This is a genomic window from Streptomyces sp. NPDC096136 (genome assembly GCF_044763325.1).
Lineage (GTDB): Bacteria > Actinomycetota > Actinomycetes > Streptomycetales > Streptomycetaceae > Streptomyces.
The window spans coordinates 52,922-72,787 of record NZ_JBIWFZ010000020.1 but is presented as its reverse complement, the minus strand read 5'-3'; the positions used below and the strand labels follow the sequence as shown (position 1 = coordinate 72,787).

The following is a 19,866-nucleotide window of genomic DNA, read 5'->3' as shown; positions in this document are numbered from 1 at the left end:
TACACGTGACAGCCAAGCCCCGCATCCCCAATGTCCTGGCCGGCCGCTACGCCTCCGCGGAGCTCGCCGTCCTGTGGTCCCCCGAGTACAAGGTGACGCTGGAGCGGCGGCTGTGGCTCGCCGTCCTGCGCGCCCAGAAGGACCTCGGCATCGAGGTCCCGGACGCCGCCCTCGCCGACTACGAGCGCGTCCTGGAGACCGTCGACCTCGCCTCCATCGCCGAGCGCGAGAAGGTCACCCGGCACGACGTGAAGGCCCGGATCGAGGAGTTCAACGCCCTCGCCGGCCACGAGCACGTCCACAAGGGCATGACCTCCCGCGACCTCACCGAGAACGTCGAGCAGCTGCAGATCCGGCTCTCGCTGGAGCTGGCCCGCGACCGCACGGTCGCCGTGCTGGCCCGCCTCGGCAAGCTCGCCGGCGAGCACGCCGAGCTGGTCATGGCCGGCCGCTCCCACAACGTCGCCGCGCAGGCGACCACCCTGGGCAAGCGCTTCGCGACCGCCGCCGACGAGCTGCTGGTCGCCTACGACCGCCTGGAGAACCTGCTGGAGCGCTACCCGCTGCGCGGGATCAAGGGCCCGGTCGGCACCGCCCAGGACATGCTCGACCTGCTGGGCGGGGACGCCGCCAAGCTGGCCGACCTGGAGCAGCGGATCGCCGCCCACCTCGGCTTCTCCCAGGCCTTCACCTCGGTCGGCCAGGTCTACCCCCGCTCCCTCGACTACGACGTGGTCACCGCCCTGGTGCAGCTGGCCGCCGCCCCGTCGTCGATCGCGAAGACCATCCGCCTGATGGCCGGCCACGAGCTGGTCACCGAGGGCTTCAAGCCCGGCCAGGTCGGCTCCTCCGCGATGCCGCACAAGATGAACACCCGCTCCTGCGAGCGCGTCAACGGCCTGATGGTCATCCTGCGCGGCTACGCCTCGATGACGGGCGAGCTGGCCGGCGACCAGTGGAACGAGGGCGACGTCTCCTGCTCCGTGGTCCGCCGGGTGGCCCTGCCGGACGCCTTCTTCGCCTTCGACGGCCTGCTGGAGACCTTCCTGACGGTCCTCGACGAGTTCGGCGCCTTCCCGGCCGTCGTGGCCCGCGAGCTGGACCGCTACCTGCCGTTCCTCGCGACCACCAAGGTCCTGATGGGCGCGGTGCGGGCCGGCGTGGGCCGCGAGGCCGCGCACGAGGTCATCAAGGAGCACGCCGTCGCCTCCGCCCTGGCCATGCGCGAGCAGGGCGCCGAGCGCAACGAGCTCCTCGACAAGCTCGCGGCCGACGACCGGATGCCGCTGGACCGCGCGCAGCTGGACGCCCTGATGGCCGACAAGCTGTCCTTCACGGGCGCCGCGGGCGACCAGGTCGCGAGCGTGGTCTCCCGTATCGAGGCCATCGCCAAGGAGCACCCGGAGGCCGCCGGCTACGCCCCCGGGTCGATCCTCTGACCCCCGAAGAGCTCGAAGCCGCCCGCGACCGCGTCCTCCCGGACGTGGTCGCGGGCGGTCTGCGTGTGCTGTTCTGCGGGATCAACCCGGGCCTCCTGTCCGCCGCGACGGGCCACCACTTCGCCCGCCCCGGCAACCGCTTCTGGCCGGTCCTGCACCTGTCGGGCTTCACCCCCCGCCTGCTGGCCCCCGCCGAACAGCGGGAGCTGCTCTCCTACGGGCTCGGCATCACCAACGTCGTCGCCCGGGCCACCGCCCGCGCCGACGAGCTGAGCGCCGAGGAGTTCCGCGAGGGCGGGCGAATCCTGACGGCGAAGGTGGAACGGTTGCGCCCCCAGTGGCTGGCCGTGGTGGGGATCACCGCCTACCGCACCGCCTTCGGCGAGCCGAAGGCCGTCATCGGCCCCCAGGAGCGGAGCATCGGCACCACCCGTGTGTGGGCCCTGCCCAACCCGAGCGGGCTCAACGCCCACTGGACCGCCGCGTCCATGGCCGAGGAGTTCGCCCGCCTCCGCGAGGCCTCGCAGGGCTCCTAGGGCGGGTCGACCACGGTGGTCCCCGCCATGAGCAGGTAGGGGAACTCCTTGTCCCACTGGGCGACGTACACCACCAGCCACCGCTCCCCGACCCGCCACAGGTGCACGTGGTCGGTGGTGTTGCAGACCTCGTCCCAGGGCTCCGGTATCTCCTCCCCCGCGAACCCCCGGTCCAGCAGGGAGCCCACGGCGAAGACGTGCGGCTCGCCCCACCGGTCGGTCAGGGCCTGGACCAGTGCCCCGTACTCGGCGTCGATCTGATCGGCGGCCTCCTCCCGGCCGGACCCGTCGTCGTCCCAGAAATCCCGGGTCCGGCTGAGCGTGACCAGGAGATGCCCCGGGCCGCCGCCCTGCCCCGGGGCCCCCTCCGGCGCGGTCGCGAAGGCCGTGGCCCGGAGCCGGTCGATCGTGTCGAGGTGCTCTGCCGTGGTCATGGCGTCAGTATCGCGGCGGGCACTGACAACTGGCTTCGTGTCAGGCCGCCCTGCGGCGCACCGCCAGCCAGCCGCCGGCCAGGGCGGCGCCGGCCCACACGGCCAGGACGCCCAGTCCGCTCCACGGCCCGAGCCGCCCGTCCGCGGCGCTGTGCATCACCAGCTGACCGGCCCGGTCCGGCAGGAACTCGGCCACGCCGCCGGTGGCCGCGCCGACGACGAAGGACACCATCAGCACGAAGGGTATGAGCAGGCTCAGCACGAGCGCTCCGCTGCGGAGCAGGGCGGTCAGTCCGGCCGCGAACAGGGTGATCAGGGTGAGGTAGAGGCCGCTGCCGACGATCGCGCGGAAGGTTCCGGGATCACCGAGGTGGAGGGCGTTCGAGCCCATGAAGGCCTGGCCGGCGAGGAAGGTGAGGAGGCCGGTGACCTGGCCCACGAGGAGGGCGAGTCCGCCGATCACCGCCGTCTTCGACAGGTAGAAGCGGGTGCGGCTCGGCACCGCCGCCAGGGAGGTGCGCAGGGCGCCGTTGTGGAACTCGGCCGACAGGGCGGTCGTGCCGAAGGCCATGGCGGCGACCTGGCCCCAGACGATGCCGTAGAAGGAAGCGAAGAGGGGGTCGTCCCCCAGCACGCTTCCGTCGGCCTCGCCGGTCGTGGCGGCGGCCAGCGCCTGGATGCCGGCCGAGAGGGCCGGGATCGTGATCAGCGCCGCGAAGCTGCCGCGCAGGGACCGTATCTTGATCCATTCCGAGTACAGGACGGGGCGGGTGGGCAGAGCGGTGCTCATGGCGGTGCCTCCTTCGGGGCGAGGGGTCAGTGGGTGGCGGCGAACTGGGCGTGTTCGGCGGTCAGATCGAGGTAGGCCTGCTCCAGCGAGGCCCGCTCGTCGGCGAGTTCCAGCACGGGTATGCCCTCCCCGGCCGCGAGCCGGCCGAGCCGCTCGGCCTGTATGCCCTCGACCGTCCAGCGCCCGCCTTCGGCGCCGGCCAGCTCGAACCCCTCCCGGGACAGGGCCTCCCGGAGCCGGGCCGGCTCGGAGGTGCGCAACCGCACCCGCGGGGTGCTGCGGGCGTCGATGAACTCCTCCATCGAGGTGTCGGCCAGCAGCCGGCCGCGCCCGAGGACGACGAGGTGGTCGGCGAAGGCCGCGGTCTCCGACATCAGGTGGCTGGAGACCAGGACCGTGCGGCCGTCGTCGGCCATCTCGCGCAGCAGCTCGCGGATCCAGACGATCCCCTCGGGGTCGAGGCCGTTGGTGGGCTCGTCGAGGAGCAGGACCTCCGGATCGCCCAGCAGGGCGGAGGCGATGCCCAGGCGCTGGCGCATGCCGAGGGAGAAGGACTTGATCCGCCGGCCGGCCACCGAGGCGATTCCGGCCTGCTCCATCACCGCCCCCACCCGGCTCGCCGGGAGACGGGCGGCCGCCGCCAGCATGCGCAGGTGGTCCCGCGCGGTCCGTCCTCCGTGCGCCGCCTGGGCGTCGAGGAGTGCCCCGACCCGGCGCAGCGGGTCCCGGAGGTCCCGGTAGCGCTCTCCGCCGATGGTGGCCGTGCCCGAGGTCGGGCGGTCCAGGCCGAGCAGCAGGCGCATGGTGGTCGACTTCCCGGCGCCGTTGGGTCCGAGGAAGCCGGTGACCCGTCCGGGTACGACGTCGAAGGTGAGGTGGTCCACCGCCGGGGAAGGACCGTATGCCTTGGTCAGTTCTCGGAACTCGATGCTGTTCATGGCTCAAGACTCCTCGCCGGCCGCTCCCCCTCCCTCCCCCGTGCGGGGGTCCCGTCTCCCCCGTACGGGGGAGACGCCCGGTGATCGGGCGCTGCGACCATGAGGGCATGTACCGACGACTCCTGCGCGCTCCGCTCCGACCGGTGACCTACTCGCGCTGGTTGCACCTGTGCGTACCCGTGCTGCTGCTGGCCATATGGCTGTTCATAGCGCCCGATATGCCGTGGATGCCGCTGCTGATCGTCGTGCCGTTCGGTTTCGTCCCCTGGGTCCGGACGGCGGAGGGGCTCCAGGCCCAGTTCCTGCTCGCCCCGTACGAGCAGGACGGTGCCGACGGCACGATCAGCACGGAGCCGTCCGCGCGCTGGGGCGACCGCTGGCGGACGCTGCTGTGGCTGGAGACCAGGATGCTCTTCGCCTCGGTCGCCATCTTCGTCTCGGTCTGGCTGCCCGTCACCACCATCGACCTCATCGGGTTCGCCTTCGGATTCGGACCGAACGAGGACCTGCACTGGCTGCTGCCGTCCGCGCTCCCCCCGTGGCTCGCGGTACTGCTGGCGCCCCTGCCGCTGGTCCTGCTCATGGCGGTCGTGGTCCTGCTCGGCGAGCTGATCACCCTGGTGGCCGGGCGGCTGCTGGGGCCGTCGGCGGCCGAGCGGCTCACCGCGCTGGAGGCGCGCACGGAGCAGCTGTTGGAGCGGACCCGGATCGCGCGGGAGCTGCACGACTCGATCGGCCACGCGCTGACGGTGGCGGTGGTCCAGGCCGGGGCCGCACGGGCCGCCGGCGACCCGGAGTTCACGGCCCGCGCCCTCGACGCGATCGAGCAGACGGGCCGGGCCGCGCTGGAGGACCTGGAGCGGGTGCTGCTGGTGCTGCGGGAGTCGGCGCAGCCGGCCTCGCAGCGGCCGACCCTGGCGGAGGCGGACCGGCTGCTGGAGTCGGCCCGCGCCTCCGGGGCCGCGGTGGACGCCGAACTGAGCGGCCCGTTGGAGAAGTTGCCCGGCCCGTCACCCGGGAGGGGTACCGGATCCTGCAGGAGGCGCTCACGAACGTGCTGCGGCACTGCGGTCCCGTCCCGGTGCGCGTGCGGATCGGAATGGCCGACGGCCGGCTGGAGCTGGAGATCACGAACCCGCTGCCGGAGCGCCCCTCGGTCAGCACGGGTGCGGGAAGCGGCCTGCGAGGGATGCGGGAGCGGGCCTCACTGCTCGGCGGCGAGGCCGAAACCGGTCCCCACGAGGGTGGTTGGCGGGTGCGCGCGCGGCTTCCGCTGGAGCGAATACGCTGACCGGATGCCGGTTACCGTACTGCTCGTCGACGACGAGCCCCTGGTGCGCGCGGGTCTGCGCGCGGTCCTGGACTCCCAGCCCGACATCGAGGTGGTGGGTGAGGCCGCCGACGGAGCCTCCGTCATCCCCCTGGTCCGCCGACTCCGGCCGGACGTGGTGGCGATGGACGTGCGGATGCCGCTGCTCGACGGCATCGAGGCGACCCGGGCCGTCCTGCGGTCGGTGGACTCGCCGCCGAAGATCATCGTGGTCACGACCTTCGAGAACGACGAGTACGTCTACCAGGCGCTGCGCGCCGGGGCGGACGGGTTCCTGCTGAAGCGGGCCCGGCCCGCGGAGATCGTGCACGCGGTGCGGCTGGTGGCTGAGGGGGAGACGCTGCTGTTCCCCTCCGCCGTGCGGTCCCTCGCCGCCGAGTACGGGAACCGGCAGGCGCGCGCCGTCCTGGAGCGTGCCGCGCTGACCGAGCGGGAGGAGGCGGTGCTGCGGCTCATGGCGCGCGGGCTGACCAACGTGGAGATCGCCCGGGAGCTGATCGTCGGCACGGAGACGGTCAAGTCGCACGTCAGCGCGATCCTGGGCAAGCTGGGGGCGCGTGACCGGACCCAGGCGGTGATCACCGCGTACGAGTCCGGGTTCGTCTCGCCGGGCTGAGGGGACTGCTTCTCGCCGCCGCGCCGGAGGCGCAGTACGATCCGGCTGACAGGGCCGCTAGCTGGGAGGACACACGTTGGGGCAGCTGACCGGCGGGGATCCCTCTCTGCTCAGGCGGATCAATTCGGCCGTGGTGCTGCGCGCGTTGCGCGCGGCCGAGTCGCCGACGCTCACCGACCTCACCCGGGTGACCGGGCTCTCCCGGCCGACGGTCGAGGGGGTCGTGGAGGGCCTGATGGGCGCGGGCCTGGTGGTCGAGGCCGACGCGGAGGAGGGTGCGCGGCGGCAGGGCCGGCCGGCGCGGCGGTTCCGCTTCCGGGCCGAGGCCGGCCATCTGCTCGGCGTCGAGATCGGCTCGCACCGGATCGCGGTGCTGCTGTCCGGGCTGGACGGCCGGGTGATCGGGGCCGGGACGAAGGACGTGGCCGAGACCGCGTCGGCCGACGAGCGGCTGGAGCGCGTCAGGGCGGCGGTGGCCGATCTGCTGCGCCGGGCCGGTATCCCGCGCGACTCGCTGCGGGCGGTCGGGGTCGGCAGTCCCGGCATCGTGGAGGCCGACGGAACGGTCCGCCTCGGGACGGCCCTGCCCGGCTGGACCGGGCTGCCCCTCGGGGAGCGGCTGCGGCGCTCGTTCCGCTGCCCGGTCCGGGTGGAGAACGACGCCAACGCGGCGGCCGTGGCCGAGCACTGGAAGGGTGCGGCGCGGGACACCGACGACATGGTGTTCGTGATGGCCGGCCTCAGCCCGGGTGCGGGCTCCCTGATCGGCGGCCGGCTGCACCGCGGCTTCGGCGGCGCGGCGGGCGAGATCGGCGCGCTGCACCTGCTGGGCCGGGAGGCCACCCCGGAACGGCTGCTGTCGACGACGGGCGAACCGCTGCACCCGCTGGACGAGCCGGCGGTCGCCGAGGTGTTCGCGATGGCCAGGCGGGGCGACGAGCGGGCGGTGGCCGCCGTCGAGCGGTTCCTCCAACGGCTGGTGCACGACGTGGCGGCGCTGGTGCTGGCGATGGATCCGGAGCTGGTCGTGGTCGGCGGGTGGGCGGCCGGCCTGGACGGGGTGCTCGAACCGCTGCGGCGGGAGCTGGAGCGGTACTGCCTGCGGCCGCCCAGGGTGGCGCTGTCCCTGCTGGGGGAGGCCGCCGTGGCCACGGGGGCGTTGCGGCTCGCCCTGGACCACGTGGAAGAGGAGCTGTTCGCGGTGGAGAAGACCGTCACCGCCCGGTGACCCCGTCGGATCGACACGAACGGAAGCACGGACGCGGAGACGGGGCCGGGCGGCCGTGCCGCTGCGCGGAGCGGTCGAGCCGGCCCCGCCCGGCTCCGTTCCGCTTCGGACGCGGGCCGGGGGCGGGGCCAGGGCGGTGACGGCCGCGCCGGTCAGGAGGCGGCGCGGGTCTCCGTGATCTCCATGCCCGTGTCGCCGAAGGTGAGGCGGCAGGTGTCGGCGCGGTAGGTGGCCACCGAGACCGCGGCCGTGCCCTCGGCGGTGAAGTAGCGGGTGGTGACCAGGAGCACCGGCGCGCCCGGCAGACGGTCCAGTTCCTTGGCGTCGTCGGCGCGGGCGGAGCCCAGCTCGACCGAGCGGTCCTGCCCGTCCAGCTCCAGCCGCTGGAGTTCCCGCAGGACGGCGCGCGCCCGCGCGGGCCCGGCGGGGGCGTCGATGGCGGAAAGCCCGGGGACGGAGGCGGCGGGTACGTAGAGCAGCTCGGCCGCGACGGCCTGGCCCTGCGTGACGCGGGTCCGGCGCACGGTGTGGACGGGCTGGTCGGCGGCGGTGCCCAGCAGCGCGAGGACCGCGCCCGCGGGAACGGCGTCGACGGCGTCCACGGCCTCCCAGCCGTCGTCGCTCCCCCCGGGCCAGCTGTGCCCGGCGCTGCCGACGGCGACGCCCACGCGCGGCGGGGCGACGGTGGTGCCGACGCCGCGGCGGCGCTGCAGGCGGCCTTCGAGTTCGAGCTGCTCCAGGGCCTGCCGCAGGGTGGCGCGGGCGACTCCGAAGCGGGCGGCGAGCTCACGCTCGTTCGGCAGGACCTCGCCGACCGCGAAGTCGCGGTCCAGCGCCTCGCTGAGCACGGTCTTGAGGTGCCAGTACTTCGGCTCCGGTACCGATTCGAGCTGCGTGGTCCCCACCCTGACTCCTCCTGCAGTCGCCGCCGTCGCCGTGTCGGGCGGCAGTTCCAGCGGCAGTTCCGCGCCGCAGTTCCGCGCCTTTGTTTATTAAAGGTTCCTGCACTATCCCTGCGACCATAGGACGGCGCCCCCCCTTGGTCAAGACCAATCCTGGCCACCCCGCCGGGCAGATCGGGCATATGTAGCAAGACGTTCACAGGATGTTCGTGCCCGACGCACGTTTCCCGAAGGCTCCACCCGGCCGGCTACCGGACGGTAATGATGAGGGCGGCCTCTCTCCGACGGCCCGTCCCACTCGCGTCCACCCGACGAGGAGCAGCATGACCGCCACCGTCTCCTTCCCGATCGAATCGCCGCTGGGCCCCCGTACCGCCACCGTCGCCTACGAGCGCAAGGGCGCGGGCGAGCCCCTCCTCCTGCTGCACGGCATAGGCCACCACCTCCAGGCCTGGCACCCGGTGTCCGACGTCCTGGCGGCCGAGTACGACGTGATCGCCGTCGACCTGCCCGGCTTCGGCGCCTCCGAGCCCCTGCCGCCGGGGGTCCCGTACGACCTCGCCACCGTGGCCCAGGCCCTCGGGGCGCTCTGCGCCGCGCTCGGCGTCGAGCGCCCGCACCTCGCGGGGAACTCCCTCGGCGGGCTGCTCGCCCTGGAGATGGGGCGCCTCGGCACCGCCCGCTCCGTCACCGCCCTCTCCCCGGCCGGGTTCTGGTCGCAGGCCGAGCGGGTCTACGTCTTCACCGCCCTGCTCGCGATGCGCGCCGGCGCCCTGGCCCTGCCCCGCCCGGCCCTGGAGCGGCTCGCGGGCAGCGCCGCGGGCCGCACCGCGCTCACCGGCGCCATCTACGCCCGCCCGGGCCGACGCGCCCCGGAGGCCGTGGTCGCCGAGACCCTCGCCCTGCGCGGTGCCGCGGGCTTCCGGGGGACGCTGGCCGCCGGCGGATCCGTACGGTTCGCCCACGACCTGCCCGGACTGCCCGTGACGATCGCCTGGGGTTCCCGCGACCGGCTCCTGCCGCCCCGCCAGGGCGTGCGCGCCAAGCGGACGGTTCCCGGGGCCCGGCTGGTGCGGCTGCGGGGCTGCGGACACGTGCCGATGAACGACGATCCGGCGCTCGTGGCCCGGGTCGTCCGCGAGACGGCACGCGCCGCCGGGCGCGGAGGGGCGTGACCGCGCGAGCCCGCTGACGTGATCCGCTGACGGGTGTTCATCCGCGGTTCGCGTGGGCGACCCGGCCGGTCTGGTGGGCGACGCCACACTGGACCGGCCATCCCCCCCAGCCGCCCCTGGAGCCGCACCCATGGCCTCGATGCCCCACACCCGACGGTCCCTGCTCGGCGGGTCGCTCGCCCTCCCCGTGGGCCTGGCCCTGTCCACGGCGCTCGCCGCGCCCGCGCTGGCCGCCTCCCCCCGGGTCCCCGCCTTCACCCGCTCCGGCCGCCCGGCCGCCCTCTGGGGCGTCCAGTGCGGTGAGATCACCGCCCACTCGGCCACCGTCTGGGTCCGCTCCGACCGGCCGGCGCGGATGTACGTCGAGACCTCCCCGAGCGAGTCGTTCCGTTACGGCGTCCGCCGCCACGGCGGCCCCTTCCTCGGCCCGGCCACCGACTTCACGGGCACCACCACCCTGCGCGACCTGCCTCCCGGCCGGCAGATCCACTACCGGGTCGTGCTCACCGACCCCGACGACCCCCGCCGCTCGAGCGAGCCGGTCCGCGGCGGCTTCCGCACCACGCCGGTCTCGCGCCGCCAGGACGTGCGCTTCCTGTGGTCCGGGGACCTGGCGGGCCAGGGCTGGGGCATCAACCCGGAGCTGGGCGGCTACCGCGTCTTCGACGAGATGCGGCTGCGCGACCCCGACTTCTTCCTCTTCAGCGGCGACACGATCTACGCCGACGGGCCCCTCAAGGCGGCCGTGCCGCTGCCCGACGGCCGCGTCTGGCACAACGTCACCACCGAGGAGAAGGCCAAGGTCGCCGAGACCCTCGACGAGTTCCGCGGGAACTTCCGCTACAACCTGCTCGATCACAACCTGCGCGCGTTCTACGCCCAGGTGCCGGTCCTGGCCCAGTGGGACGACCACGAGGTGCGCAACAACTGGTACCCGGGCCAGCTGCTCGACGACCCGCGCTACACCGTCAAGGACGTCGACACCCTCGCGGCCCACGCCCGCCAGGCCTTCGGCGAGTACTTCCCCGTGACCGACCTGCGGGGCGGGCGCGCCGAGGGCCGGATGTACCGGGTGCTGCGGCACGGTCCGCTGCTGGACGTGTTCGTGCTCGACATGCGCACCTACCGCGACGCCAACTCCCCCGGCCGCCAGTCCGAGGACCCGGTCGGCATCCTCGGCACCGAGCAGCTGGCCTGGCTCAAGCGGGAGCTCTCGCGCTCCCGGGCGACCTGGAAGGTGATCGCCGCCGACATGCCGCTGGGCATCGTGGTCCCCGACGGGGCTATGGACTTCGAGGCGGTCGCCCAGGGCGACCCCGGGGCCCCGCTCGGGCGCGAGCTCCAGATCGCCGACCTCCTGCGCCACATCAAGCACCAGCACATCACGGGCACCCTCTGGCTCACCGCCGACGTCCACTACACCGCCGCCAACCACTACGCCCCCGAGCGCGCGGCCTTCTCCGACTTCGCGCCGTTCTGGGAGTTCGTCTCCGGCCCCGTCGGCGCGGGCGGCTTCCCGGCCGGCAGGCTGGACGCGACCTTCGGGCCGCGGACCGCGTACGTGCAGTCGGCGCCGGTCGCCAACATGTCCCCGGCGGAGAACCCCCCGTACTACGGCGAGGTCGAGATCGACGGCGACAGCGGGGAACTCACCGTGCGGTTGCGCCGCCAGGGAGGGGACGTACTCTTCACCCAGGTGCTCCAGCCGGGCCGCGTCGGCCAGCCGTGAGGCACCGGCCCGGCCGGTCCCGGCCACGGTGCGGCCGCCAGCACCGGCGGCTGAAACCCATTGGAAAACCGGGAGAAACGGGCCAGAGCGACACTTAACCAGTCGGTCACAGATCGTTCGTGGTCACGCAACACCCGGGCGTCACAGTGGTGTGCATGACTGACCGTAACCGCGCCACCGCCGCCCCGCACCGCCACCGCCACCACTGGCGCCGGGACCTCGTCGAACTCGCCGCCCTCTTCTGCGCCGTCGCGGTCGCCGACGGCATCGCCAATCTCGTCGCGCACGGTCCCCGCGGCCCGCTCCTGCTGGTCGCCTCGGCCGTCGCGCTGCTGGTGACGGCGGGCTTCCACACCTGGTGGGCCCGCCGGCACAGCCATGCGCCACCGGCCGCCGGGGACCCCTCGGCTCCGCCCGCGGCGGCACCCCGGGAAGCGGCCGCGACCACCGCGCCCGCCGCCGGCGCCCTGTGGCGGATGCGGACCACCGTGCGCGACGAGCCGGGCAGCCTCGCCTCGCTGTGCACCGCGCTCGCCCGCCACGAGGTGGACATCCTGACCCTCCAGACCCACCCCCTCCCCGAGGGCGGCACCGTCGACGAGTTCCTGCTGCGCGCGCCCCAGCACCTGGCCACCGCCGACCTGTCCCGGGCCGTCGCCCGGGCCGGCGGCCGCAGCACCTGGATCGAACGCGCCGACGCCCACGACCTGGTGGACACCCCCACCCGGGTCCTGGGCCTGGCCACCCGCACCGCCCTGGACGCGGCCGAACTCCCCCTCGCGCTGCGCCAGCTGCTGGGCCGCTGCACCATCCAGTCGATCCCCGCCACCACCCTCTCGGGCCGTCCCAACGCGGGCGCCGACGCCCCCGTGGAGGGCGTGCTGGAGGCCACGGTGATGCGGCTGCGCGACCCCTCGGGCGGTGCGATCACCGTGGAGCGCCCGTATCTCCCCTTCACCCCCACCGAGTTCGCCCGCGCCCGCGCCCTCGTGGAGCTCGACGCCCGCCTCGGCCCCCGCGTCCCCCGGAGCCGGGACGTGCTGACCCTCCCCGAGGGGAACGAGATCACCGTCCGCCGCGCCGACGGCTCCGACCTGGCGGCCGCCCGCGCCATGCACGACCGGTGCAGCGAGCGCACCCTCGCCCTGCGCTACCACGGCCCGGTCTCCGACGCCGACCGCTACCTCGGCCACCTGCTCAGCCCGCGCTTCGGCCGCACCCTGGCCGCCACCACCGCCTCCGGCCGGCTCGTCGCCCTCGGCCACCTGCTGTGGGACGGGGACGAGACCGAGGTCGCACTGCTCATCGAGGACGACTGGCAGCGCCGGGGCATCGGTTCGGAACTGCTGCGCCGGCTCCTCGCGATGGCCGTCGAGGCCGGTTCCGACAGCGTGTACGCCGTGACCCAGGCGTCCAACACCGGCATGGTCGCGGCCATGCGCGGCCTCGGCCTGCCCCTCGACTACCAGATCGAGGAGGGCACCCTGGTGGTCACGGCCCGGCTGGACCCGGCCAAGGCCCTCAGGCGTCCGGAATCCGGGCTCCGTCAGGAGAACAAGCCCGTATGGTGATGACGTAGGGGTGTCGGCCGTACGAAGATGTCCGCATGTCAGACACCCTCCACAGCGACAGCGCAGCCCTTCTGCCCCGCCAGGTCGCCGACGCCTACGTCGACGGACTCATCGCCATCGACCCGATCATGGGCACCTACCTCGGTGTCGCCGCCAGCTCCGGCTCGCTCCCCGACTTCTCCCCCGCCGGCCGCGCCGCCCGCGCCCGGCTGTCGCGCGACACCCTCGCGCGGCTCGACGAGGCCGAGCGGCTGCCCGGCGCCGACACCGACGGCGAGCGCCGCTGCGGCCGTCTGCTGCGCGAGCGCCTGACCGCCGAACTCGCGGTCCACGAAGCCGATGAGGACCTGCGCACCGTCAGCAACATCCACTCCCCGGCGCACGAGGTCCGCGAGGTCTTCACCCTGACCCCGGCCGACACCGAGGACGACTGGGCCGCGATCGCCGAGCGGCTGCGCGCCGTGCCGGCCGCCTTCGCCGGCTACCGCGAGAGCCTCGCCCTCGGCCTGGAGCGCGGGCTGCTCGGCGGCCCCCGCCCCACCGCCACCTTCGTCGGCCAGCTCACCACCTGGGCCGGCCAGGACGGCGACGGCGAGCGGGACTTCTTCGGGGAGTTCGCCTCCGCCGGGCCCGACTCCCTGCGCGCCGAGCTGGACGCGGCGGCCGCCACCGCGACCGCGGCCGTGGTCGAACTGCGGGACTGGATGCGGGACGTGTACGCCCCGGCCGTCACGGACGCCCCTGACCCGGTGGGCCGCGAGCGCTACGCCCGCTGGTCGCGCTACTTCAACGGCACCGACCTGGACCTGGACGAGGCCTACGCCTACGGCTGGTCCGAGTACCACCGCCTGCTCGGCGAGATGAAGGCCGAATCGGCCAAGATCCTCCCGGACGAGGGCGACCCGTGGAACGTGCTGCGCCACCTGGACGAGCACGGCACCCACATCGAGGGCGTGGACGAGGTCCAGGCCTGGCTGCAGGGCCTGATGGACGAGGCGATCGAGAACCTCGACGGCACCCACTTCGAACTGGCCGAGCGGGTCAAGCGGGTCGAGTCCAAGATCGCCCCCTCGGGCGGCGCGGCGGCCCCGTACTACACCAACCCCTCGGAGGACTTCTCCCGCCCGGGCCGGACCTGGCTGCCCACCATGGGCCAGACCCGCTTCCCGGTGTACGACCTGGTCTCCACCTGGTACCACGAGGGCGTCCCGGGCCACCACCTCCAGCTGGCGCAGTGGACGCACGTCGCCGACCAGCTGTCGCGCTACCAGGCGAGCGTCGGCCTCGTCAGCGCGAACGCCGAGGGCTGGGCCCTGTACGCGGAGCGCCTGATGGACGAGCTGGGCTACCTCAAGGACGCCGAGCAGCGCCTGGGCTACCTGGACTGCCAGATGATGCGCGCCGCGCGGGTCATCGTGGACATCGGCATGCACCTGGGGCTGGAGATCCCGCAGGACTCCCCGTTCCACCCGGGCGAGCGCTGGACGGTGGAGCTGGCGCAGGAGTTCTTCGGGCGGCACAGCGGCCGTCCGGCGGACTTCATCGAGAGCGAGGTGACCCGCTACCTGTCGATGCCGGGGCAGGCGATCGGCTACAAGCTGGGCGAGCGCGCCTGGCTGCTGGGCCGGGACAACGCCCGCGCCGCGCGCGGGGAGTCCTTCGACCTGAAGGCCTGGCACATGGCGGCGCTCTCGCAGGGCTCGCTGGGCCTGGACGACCTGGTGGACGAGCTCTCGCGGCTCTGACCCTCCCGGACACGCGCCGGCGGCCGCCCGCTCCCCACTGGGGGGCGGGCGGCCGCCGTGCGTACGGGCGGCTCAGCAGCCGCAGTCGTCCGAGTCGGTGGGGGCGGTCAGCGGGTCGGCCTCGGCGCGCCGCTGCGGGCCCTCCCAGGTGTCGACCTCGAAGCCCTCCCGGATCCAGTACTCGATGCCGCCGAGCATCTCCTTGACCTGGAAGCCGAGTTCGGCCAGGGCGAGGGCGGAGCGGGTGCCCCCGTTGCAGCCGGGGCCCCAGCAGTAGGTGACCACGGGAAGGTTCTTGTCGAGGAGCTTCCCGGCCTGTTCGGGGATCAGCGCGGTGGGCAGGTGGACCGCGCCGGGCACGTGGGCCTGGTCCCAGGCCGGGGTGGAGCGGGAGTCGACCAGCTGGAAGCCGAGTTCGGCGCCCTGCTCGCGGTGGGCCTTGAAGGCGGCGGCGACGTCGGACACGTCCGCGTGGAAGGCGAGGCTGGCCGAGAAGTAGGCGGCGGCCGCGGCCGGGCTGGCCGCAGGGACCCGCAGGACGGGGTTGGCGGGGGCGGGGGCGGTCGTGTGGCTCGTCGTCGTCATGGCTCAGAATCTATGAACCGTTGATCATTCCGGGAAGTGGGATTCCCCGGCCTTCGGCTTGTTCCACCGGGGATTCCCCTGCTAGACCGGCGCCATGACCGGATACTCCCCCGACGCCACGGACTGGCGCATCCTGGCGGCCCTCCAGCGGGACGGCCGGGCCAGCTTCACCGAACTCGCCCGCGCCGTCTCCATGTCCGCCAGCGCCGTCACGGAGCGGGTCCGCCGGATGGAGGAGGCCGGGATCATCACCGGCTACACGGCCGTGGTCGACCACGAGAAGCTCGGCAAGGCCATCCTGGCGCTCGTGCGGCTGCGCTATCCGCACGGCAACTACAAGCCGTTCCACGACTTCCTGGACGCCACCCCGGAGATCCTGGAAGCCCACCACGTGACGGGCGACGACTGCTTCGTGCTCAAGGTCGCCGCCCGCTCGATGGCGCACCTGGAGGAGGTCACCGGCCGGATCGCCGGCCTCGGCCCGGTGACCACCAGCGTCGTGTACTCGTCCCCGCTGGCGCGGCGGCCGCTCAGTCCGTGACCCCCGCCGTGCGGTGGCGCACCACCGAGCCGCCGCGCTGCTTGACGATCTCCAGCTGGGCTTGGACCCGGGTGCGCAGGTCGCCGACGTGGCTGACGATGCCGACGCTGCGGTCGCGTTCGCGCAGCGAGTCCAGTACGTCGAGCACCTCGTCCAGGGCCTGGTCGTCGAGGCTGCCGAAGCCCTCGTCGATGAAGAGGGTGTCCAGCCGCATGCCGCCCGCCTCGTCGGTGACCACGTCGGCCAGCCCCAGGGCCAGGGCGAGGGAGGCGAAGAAGGTCTCGCCGCCGGAGAGCGTGGCGGTGTCGCGCTCGCTGCCGGTCCAGGCGTCCACCACGTGCAGCCCCAGGCCGGAGCGTCCGCGTCCGCCCGCCCGGGCGTCCGAGTGGACGAGGGTGTAGCGGCCTCCGGACATGCGCAGCAGGCGTACGGTCGCGGCGGCGGCCACCTGCTCCAGACGGGCGGCCAGGACGTACGACTCCAGCCGCATCTTGCGCTCGTTGTCGGCGGAAGTTCCGGCGGTGAGGCCGGCGAGGCGGGCCACGCGCTCGTAGGCCTCGCGCAGCGGTCCCAGGGCGCGCAGCTCCTGCTCCGCCTGCCGGGAGAGCCGGTCCAGCTCGGCGCAGCGGACGCGGGCGGCGTCCACGGCCGACCCGGCGGTGCGCAGCCGGGCGGCGGCACGCTCCCCGGCGGCCTCGGCGGCCGGCGGGTCTGCCGGGGGCAGGGCGGCGGCCGCGGCGGTGTCGGCCTCGGCGCGGCGGTCGCACAGCATCGCCTCCTCGGCCTGCCAGGCGTCCAGGCGGTGCTGGAGGGCGGTGCGCTCGTACTCGGGGAGCACGGCGCCGGCGGCCTCGGCGGTGGTGTCGAACCCGGCTTTGAAGGCGGCGTCGGCGAGCTGGCCGTCGGCCTCCTTCAGCCGCGCGGCGGTGGTCTCGGCGCGGCGCAGCGCGGCGGCGGCCGTGGTGACCATCCGGATGCGGTCCTCCAGGACCCGGGCGCGGGCCGCGACGCTGGGCGAGTCGCCCCGGACCAGGACCAGTTCGGCCTCCAGGGCGGCCTGCTCCCGGTCGAGGGCCTCGCGCCGGGAGGCCCGGGCGGCGGCCCGGCGCTCGGCTTCGAGCCGGTCGGAGCTGCGCGCCTCGTGCTCCCGCTCGGCGCGGGCGAGGCGTTCGCGGGCGGTGTGGAGTCCGGCGGCCTCGGCCTGGGCGGCGGCGTGACGCGTACTCAGGTCGTCGGTGAGCGAGAGGAGTTCCGCGGTGGTGGCCTCCCCTGCGGCGGCCGCCGCCTCGGCCTCGGCCTCCCGGACGGCTGCGAGCCGGCGTTCGACGGCGGCCCGGCGCTCCTCGGCCCGTTCGAAGCGGGCGTGGGCGGCGTCCTCGGCGGCCCGGTCCACGTGGCCGGGAGCGGGACGGGCCGGAGCGGGGTGCTCCGCCGATCCGCACACCGTGCAGGGCTCGCCCGGGGCCAGGGCCGCGGCGAGCTCGGCGGCGATGCCGCGCAGCCGGGCCTCCTTCAGCTCCAGCCAGCGCTCCTTGGCGGCGTACGACTCCTCGCGCACGGAGTCCCGCTCGCCGGCGGCGGTGTCCGCGTCGGCGGCGAGGGTGTCGCGGCGCCGGGCGGCGGTGAGCTGCATCCGGGCGGGCTCCAGCCGGCCGGCGAGCTGCTCGGCCAGGGTCAGGGCCTGCTGGGCGGCGTCGACCCGCTCCTGGAGGGCGGCGCGGGTGGCCTCCCAGCGGGCCAGCCACTCGGCGGACTCCTGGTGCTGCTCGTCGGCGTCCCGGGACTCCCGCTCCAGCGTGGCCCGCTCGCGGCCGATCCCGGCGCTGCGCTGTTCCGCCCGCTGGGCGGCGCCGGCCGCGCCGAGGTCCTCGCGCAGGCGCTGCTCGACGGCGCCGAGCTGCTCGGTGCCCGCTTCGGCGAGGGCCGGGGGCAGCTCCGCCCGGGCGAGGGTCTCCGCGTGCGCGGCGGTGAGGTGGGCGGCGGCCGCGGCCCCGCGCAGCTCCAGGGCGGGGGCCACGAGGGCGCCCCGGCGGGCCCGGTCCAGCAGCTCCCGCACGCGCTCGCGCTCCGGCGCGGCCTGCGCCAGCAGGTCTGCGCGGCGGGCGGTCTCGGCGTGGCGGCGCTGGAGCCGGTCGAGTTCCCGGGCCTCCTCGGCGGCGCGCCGGGCCGCGGCGTGCCGTCCCTCGGCGGCGGCCAGGGCGTACTCGGCGACGGTGAGCCGCTCGCGGGCGGAGCAGCGGGCCACGGCCGCCCAGGACCGGACGGCGCCGGCGAGGCCGGGGTCGCCGGGCTGGTGGGCGGGCAGCGGCCAGGCCCGCAGGTCGGCGCTGTCGCCGGCGGCCTGGGCCAGGCGCTGGGCGGCGGCGAGCACCTTCTCGTCTCCGGCGCGCACCCTGGCCTCGGCGGCCCGGCGGCGATCGGCGAGCAGGGTCTCGACGGCGGCGAAGCGGCGGGTGTCGAAGAGCCGGCCGAGGAGCCGGCCGCGGGCTTCGGCGCCGGCCCGAAGGAACTGGGCGAACTCGCCCTGCGGGAGGAGGACCACCTGGCAGAACTGCTCGCGGCTCATGCCGAGGAGCTGTTCGACCTCTTCGCCGATCTCCTGGTGGGAGCGGCTGAGCGCGGTCCAGCCGTCGGACGTGTGCTCGCGGAGCCAGGACTGTGCCTTGTCCTTGGTGGTGCCGGTGCCGCGCTTCTTGGGCCGGTCCTGTTCGGGGCGCCGGGTGATCTCCAGGCGGCGGCCGCCGACGGTGAGTTCGAGGGTGACCTCGGTCGGGGTGTCGGGGGCGGCGTGGTCGCTGCGCAGGGTGGTGCCGGGGGCCTGGCGCGATCCGGGCACGGAGCCGTAGAGGGCGTAGCAGACCGCGTCGAGGACCGAGGTCTTGCCCGCGCCGGTGGGGCCGTGCAGCAGGAAGATCCCGGCGCCGGACAGGGCGTCGAAGTCGATCCTCTGGGGTTCGGCGAAGGGTCCGAAGGCGGTGACCTGGAGCCGGTGCAGCCTCATCGCGCGGCCTCCCGGCGGCCGTCCTCGGACGCCGCGGCCTGGACGCGGACCTCGTCGAACGCTCCGCGCAGCACGGCCCGTTCGGCCTCGTCGGCGCAGCCGCCGCCGCGGACGTGGGCGACGAAGTCCTCGGCGATCTCCTGGTCGCTGCGGCCGCGCAGGCGCTGGGCGTAGGAGGCCGCGCCGTCGTCCTCGCGGCCCTCGGGCTCGAAGGCGAGGCTGAGGGCGTGGGGGAAGCGGGCGGTGAGGCGGGCCATCGGGTCCTGGGGGCGGACGGGGTCGGTGAGGACGGCCTCGACCCAGCTGTCCTCGCTGCCGGTGAGGGCGGGGTCGTCCAGGAGGTCCTCCAGGCGGCCCCGCAGCCGGGCGAGGGGCCGCGGGACGGGGGTGTCGAGCCGTTCGGCGGCGACCTCCCCGGCCGGGCCGAGCTCGACGAGCCACATGCTCTTGCGGTGGTCGGCCTCGGAGAAGGAGTAGGCGAGGGGGGAACCGGAGTAGCGGACCCGTTCGTTGATCGTCTGGCAGCCGTGGAGGTGGCCGAGGGCCGCGTAGTCCACGCCCTCGAAGACCGAGGCGGGGACGGCCTCGACCCCGCCGACGGCGATGTCGCGTTCGCTGTCGCTGGCCTGCCCGCCGGTGACGAAGGCGTGCGCGAGCACGACCGAGCGGGTGCCCTCGGGCCGGCCGGCCAGGTCGGCGCGGATGCGGTCCATGGCCGCGCCGAGGACGGCCTCGTGGCTGACCCGCTCCGCGGCGAACTCGTCCTTGACCAGGGCCGGTTCCAGGTAGGGCAGCCCGTACAGGGCCACGTCGCCGTGCGCGTCGGCCAGCACCACGGGGTCGGCGCAGCCGGCGGGGTCGGTCCTGAGGTGGATCCCGGCCCGGCCGATCAGCCCGGCGCCGACGCCGAGCCGGCGGGCGGAGTCGTGGTTGCCGGAGATCATCACGGTGGGTACGCCGAGGTCGGCGAGCCGGTGCAGCGCCCGGTCGTAGAGCTCGACGGCGGGCAGCGGGGGCACGGCCCGGTCGTAGACGTCCCCGGCGACGAGGACGGCGTCGACCCCGTGCTCGCGGACGGCCTCGACGAGGTGGTCGACGAAGGCGGTCTGGGCTCCGAGCATGTTCACGCGGTGGAAGGACCGGCCCAGGTGCCAGTCGGAGGTGTGCAGGAACTTCACTCGACCGCTCCGACCCGCACGCTTGCTCTCCTCCGTGACCCGCTCCGACCGTCCAGGCTAACCGGTCCACCGCCCGGCCCGGGCCCCGTCCCGGACACCGGGCGGGCGACGGGCGACGGGCGACGGGC

Annotated in this window: 16 protein-coding genes and 1 pseudogene; 10 read left to right on the top strand and 7 right to left on the bottom strand. The window is 74.7% G+C overall.

The window, feature by feature from the left end:
- Positions 1 to 5: 5 nt before the first annotated feature.
- Positions 6 to 1,439, top strand: coding sequence for an adenylosuccinate lyase (purB, locus tag ACIRBY_RS30740; protein ID WP_389615260.1), 1,434 nt, complete (start codon positions 6 to 8; stop codon positions 1,437 to 1,439).
- On the top strand, positions 1,436 to 1,975 hold the full coding sequence (gene mug, locus ACIRBY_RS30735; RefSeq protein WP_403906866.1) for a G/U mismatch-specific DNA glycosylase: 540 nt from the start codon (positions 1,436 to 1,438) through the stop codon (positions 1,973 to 1,975). Before purB ends, mug begins: the two co-directional genes overlap by 4 nt.
- Here mug and ACIRBY_RS30730 read toward each other — a convergent pair.
- From ACIRBY_RS30730 to ACIRBY_RS30720, 3 genes are read right to left on the bottom strand one after another with little or no spacing between them, the layout of a single operon-like run.
- A complete protein-coding gene (locus ACIRBY_RS30730) occupies positions 1,972 to 2,409 on the bottom strand; it encodes a hypothetical protein (RefSeq protein ID WP_403906684.1) in 438 nt (145 codons plus the stop codon). The two genes, mug and ACIRBY_RS30730, sit on opposite strands and share 4 nt — an antisense overlap.
- Positions 2,410 to 2,449: 40 nt before the next feature.
- On the bottom strand, positions 2,450 to 3,199 hold the full coding sequence (locus tag ACIRBY_RS30725; protein ID WP_403906681.1) for an ABC transporter permease: 750 nt from the start codon (positions 3,197 to 3,199) through the stop codon (positions 2,450 to 2,452).
- Positions 3,200 to 3,225: 26 nt separating this feature from the next.
- Positions 3,226 to 4,137, bottom strand: coding sequence for an ABC transporter ATP-binding protein (locus tag ACIRBY_RS30720; RefSeq protein WP_403906678.1), 912 nt, complete (start codon positions 4,135 to 4,137; stop codon positions 3,226 to 3,228).
- 107 nt (positions 4,138 to 4,244) lie between these two features.
- On the opposite strand from ACIRBY_RS30720, the pseudogene ACIRBY_RS30715 reads away from it, so the two are divergent.
- The 3 genes and pseudogenes from ACIRBY_RS30715 to ACIRBY_RS30705 all read left to right on the top strand — a co-directional run bounded on the left by ACIRBY_RS30715 (position 4,245) and on the right by ACIRBY_RS30705 (position 7,311).
- Positions 4,245 to 5,428 (top strand): annotated as a pseudogene (locus ACIRBY_RS30715) (sensor histidine kinase).
- A 4-nt stretch (positions 5,429 to 5,432) separates the two neighbouring features.
- Complete coding sequence (locus ACIRBY_RS30710) at positions 5,433 to 6,083, top strand: response regulator (RefSeq protein ID WP_403906675.1); 651 nt, start codon at positions 5,433 to 5,435, stop codon at positions 6,081 to 6,083.
- A gap of 76 nt (positions 6,084 to 6,159) precedes the next feature.
- Positions 6,160 to 7,311 carry an ROK family transcriptional regulator gene (locus ACIRBY_RS30705; protein ID WP_403906672.1) on the top strand — a complete coding sequence of 384 codons (1,152 nt, stop codon included), beginning with the start codon at positions 6,160 to 6,162 and terminating at the stop codon, positions 7,309 to 7,311.
- A gap of 152 nt (positions 7,312 to 7,463) precedes the next feature.
- Here ACIRBY_RS30705 and ACIRBY_RS30700 read toward each other — a convergent pair whose 3' ends face one another.
- Entirely contained in the window at positions 7,464 to 8,216 is a 753-nt protein-coding gene (locus tag ACIRBY_RS30700) for a GntR family transcriptional regulator (RefSeq protein ID WP_403906669.1), read from the bottom strand.
- 320 nt (positions 8,217 to 8,536) lie between these two features.
- On the opposite strand from ACIRBY_RS30700, the gene ACIRBY_RS30695 reads away from it, so the two are divergent.
- The 4 genes from ACIRBY_RS30695 to ACIRBY_RS30680 all read left to right on the top strand — a co-directional run bounded on the left by ACIRBY_RS30695 (position 8,537) and on the right by ACIRBY_RS30680 (position 14,433).
- Positions 8,537 to 9,388 (top strand): alpha/beta fold hydrolase, encoded by an 852-nt coding sequence (locus ACIRBY_RS30695; protein WP_403906666.1) that lies wholly within the window; start codon positions 8,537 to 8,539, stop codon positions 9,386 to 9,388.
- 139 nt (positions 9,389 to 9,527) lie between these two features.
- Complete coding sequence (locus ACIRBY_RS30690; RefSeq protein WP_403906864.1) at positions 9,528 to 11,117, top strand: alkaline phosphatase D family protein; 1,590 nt, start codon at positions 9,528 to 9,530, stop codon at positions 11,115 to 11,117.
- A gap of 155 nt (positions 11,118 to 11,272) precedes the next feature.
- The gene (locus ACIRBY_RS30685; protein WP_403906664.1) at positions 11,273 to 12,688 is read left to right on the top strand and encodes a GNAT family N-acetyltransferase; all 1,416 of its coding nucleotides are present in this window, start codon (positions 11,273 to 11,275) and stop codon (positions 12,686 to 12,688) included.
- Positions 12,689 to 12,723: 35 nt separating this feature from the next.
- A complete protein-coding gene (locus tag ACIRBY_RS30680) occupies positions 12,724 to 14,433 on the top strand; it encodes a DUF885 domain-containing protein (protein WP_403906662.1) in 1,710 nt (569 codons plus the stop codon).
- Between the two features lie 72 nt (positions 14,434 to 14,505).
- Here ACIRBY_RS30680 and ACIRBY_RS30675 read toward each other — a convergent pair whose 3' ends face one another.
- Entirely contained in the window at positions 14,506 to 15,018 is a 513-nt protein-coding gene (locus ACIRBY_RS30675; protein WP_403906660.1) for a rhodanese-like domain-containing protein, read from the bottom strand.
- 94 nt (positions 15,019 to 15,112) lie between these two features.
- Here ACIRBY_RS30675 and ACIRBY_RS30670 point away from each other — a divergent pair, with 94 nt between their 5' ends.
- Complete coding sequence (locus ACIRBY_RS30670) at positions 15,113 to 15,559, top strand: Lrp/AsnC family transcriptional regulator (protein WP_403906657.1); 447 nt, start codon at positions 15,113 to 15,115, stop codon at positions 15,557 to 15,559.
- Here ACIRBY_RS30670 and ACIRBY_RS30665 read toward each other — a convergent pair.
- Entirely contained in the window at positions 15,549 to 18,560 is a 3,012-nt protein-coding gene (locus ACIRBY_RS30665; protein ID WP_403906654.1) for an AAA family ATPase, read from the bottom strand. The genes ACIRBY_RS30670 and ACIRBY_RS30665 overlap by 11 nt on opposite strands.
- Positions 18,557 to 19,738 (bottom strand): exonuclease SbcCD subunit D, encoded by a 1,182-nt coding sequence (locus ACIRBY_RS30660; RefSeq protein ID WP_403906651.1) that lies wholly within the window; start codon positions 19,736 to 19,738, stop codon positions 18,557 to 18,559. The genes ACIRBY_RS30665 and ACIRBY_RS30660 overlap by 4 nt, the downstream gene beginning before the upstream one ends.
- Between the last annotated feature and the right edge of the window lie 128 nt (positions 19,739 to 19,866).

Excerpts from the sequence above, each read along its gene's own strand:
- ACIRBY_RS30730 (WP_403906684.1), bottom strand. The coding sequence starts at position 2,409 with ATGACCACGGCAGAGCACCTCGACACGATCGACCGGCTCCGGGCCACG.
- ACIRBY_RS30725 (WP_403906681.1), bottom strand. The coding sequence starts at position 3,199 with ATGAGCACCGCTCTGCCCACCCGCCCCGTCCTGTACTCGGAATGGATC.
- ACIRBY_RS30720 (WP_403906678.1), bottom strand. The coding sequence starts at position 4,137 with ATGAACAGCATCGAGTTCCGAGAACTGACCAAGGCATACGGTCCTTCC.
- ACIRBY_RS30710 (WP_403906675.1), top strand. The coding sequence starts at position 5,433 with ATGCCGGTTACCGTACTGCTCGTCGACGACGAGCCCCTGGTGCGCGCG.
- ACIRBY_RS30695 (WP_403906666.1), top strand. The coding sequence starts at position 8,537 with ATGACCGCCACCGTCTCCTTCCCGATCGAATCGCCGCTGGGCCCCCGT.
- ACIRBY_RS30690 (WP_403906864.1), top strand. The coding sequence starts at position 9,528 with ATGCCCCACACCCGACGGTCCCTGCTCGGCGGGTCGCTCGCCCTCCCC.
- ACIRBY_RS30685 (WP_403906664.1), top strand. The coding sequence starts at position 11,273 with ATGACTGACCGTAACCGCGCCACCGCCGCCCCGCACCGCCACCGCCAC.
- ACIRBY_RS30680 (WP_403906662.1), top strand. The coding sequence starts at position 12,724 with ATGTCAGACACCCTCCACAGCGACAGCGCAGCCCTTCTGCCCCGCCAG.
- ACIRBY_RS30675 (WP_403906660.1), bottom strand. The coding sequence starts at position 15,018 with ATGACGACGACGAGCCACACGACCGCCCCCGCCCCCGCCAACCCCGTC.
- ACIRBY_RS30670 (WP_403906657.1), top strand. The coding sequence starts at position 15,113 with ATGACCGGATACTCCCCCGACGCCACGGACTGGCGCATCCTGGCGGCC.
- ACIRBY_RS30665 (WP_403906654.1), bottom strand. The coding sequence starts at position 18,560 with ATGAGGCTGCACCGGCTCCAGGTCACCGCCTTCGGACCCTTCGCCGAA.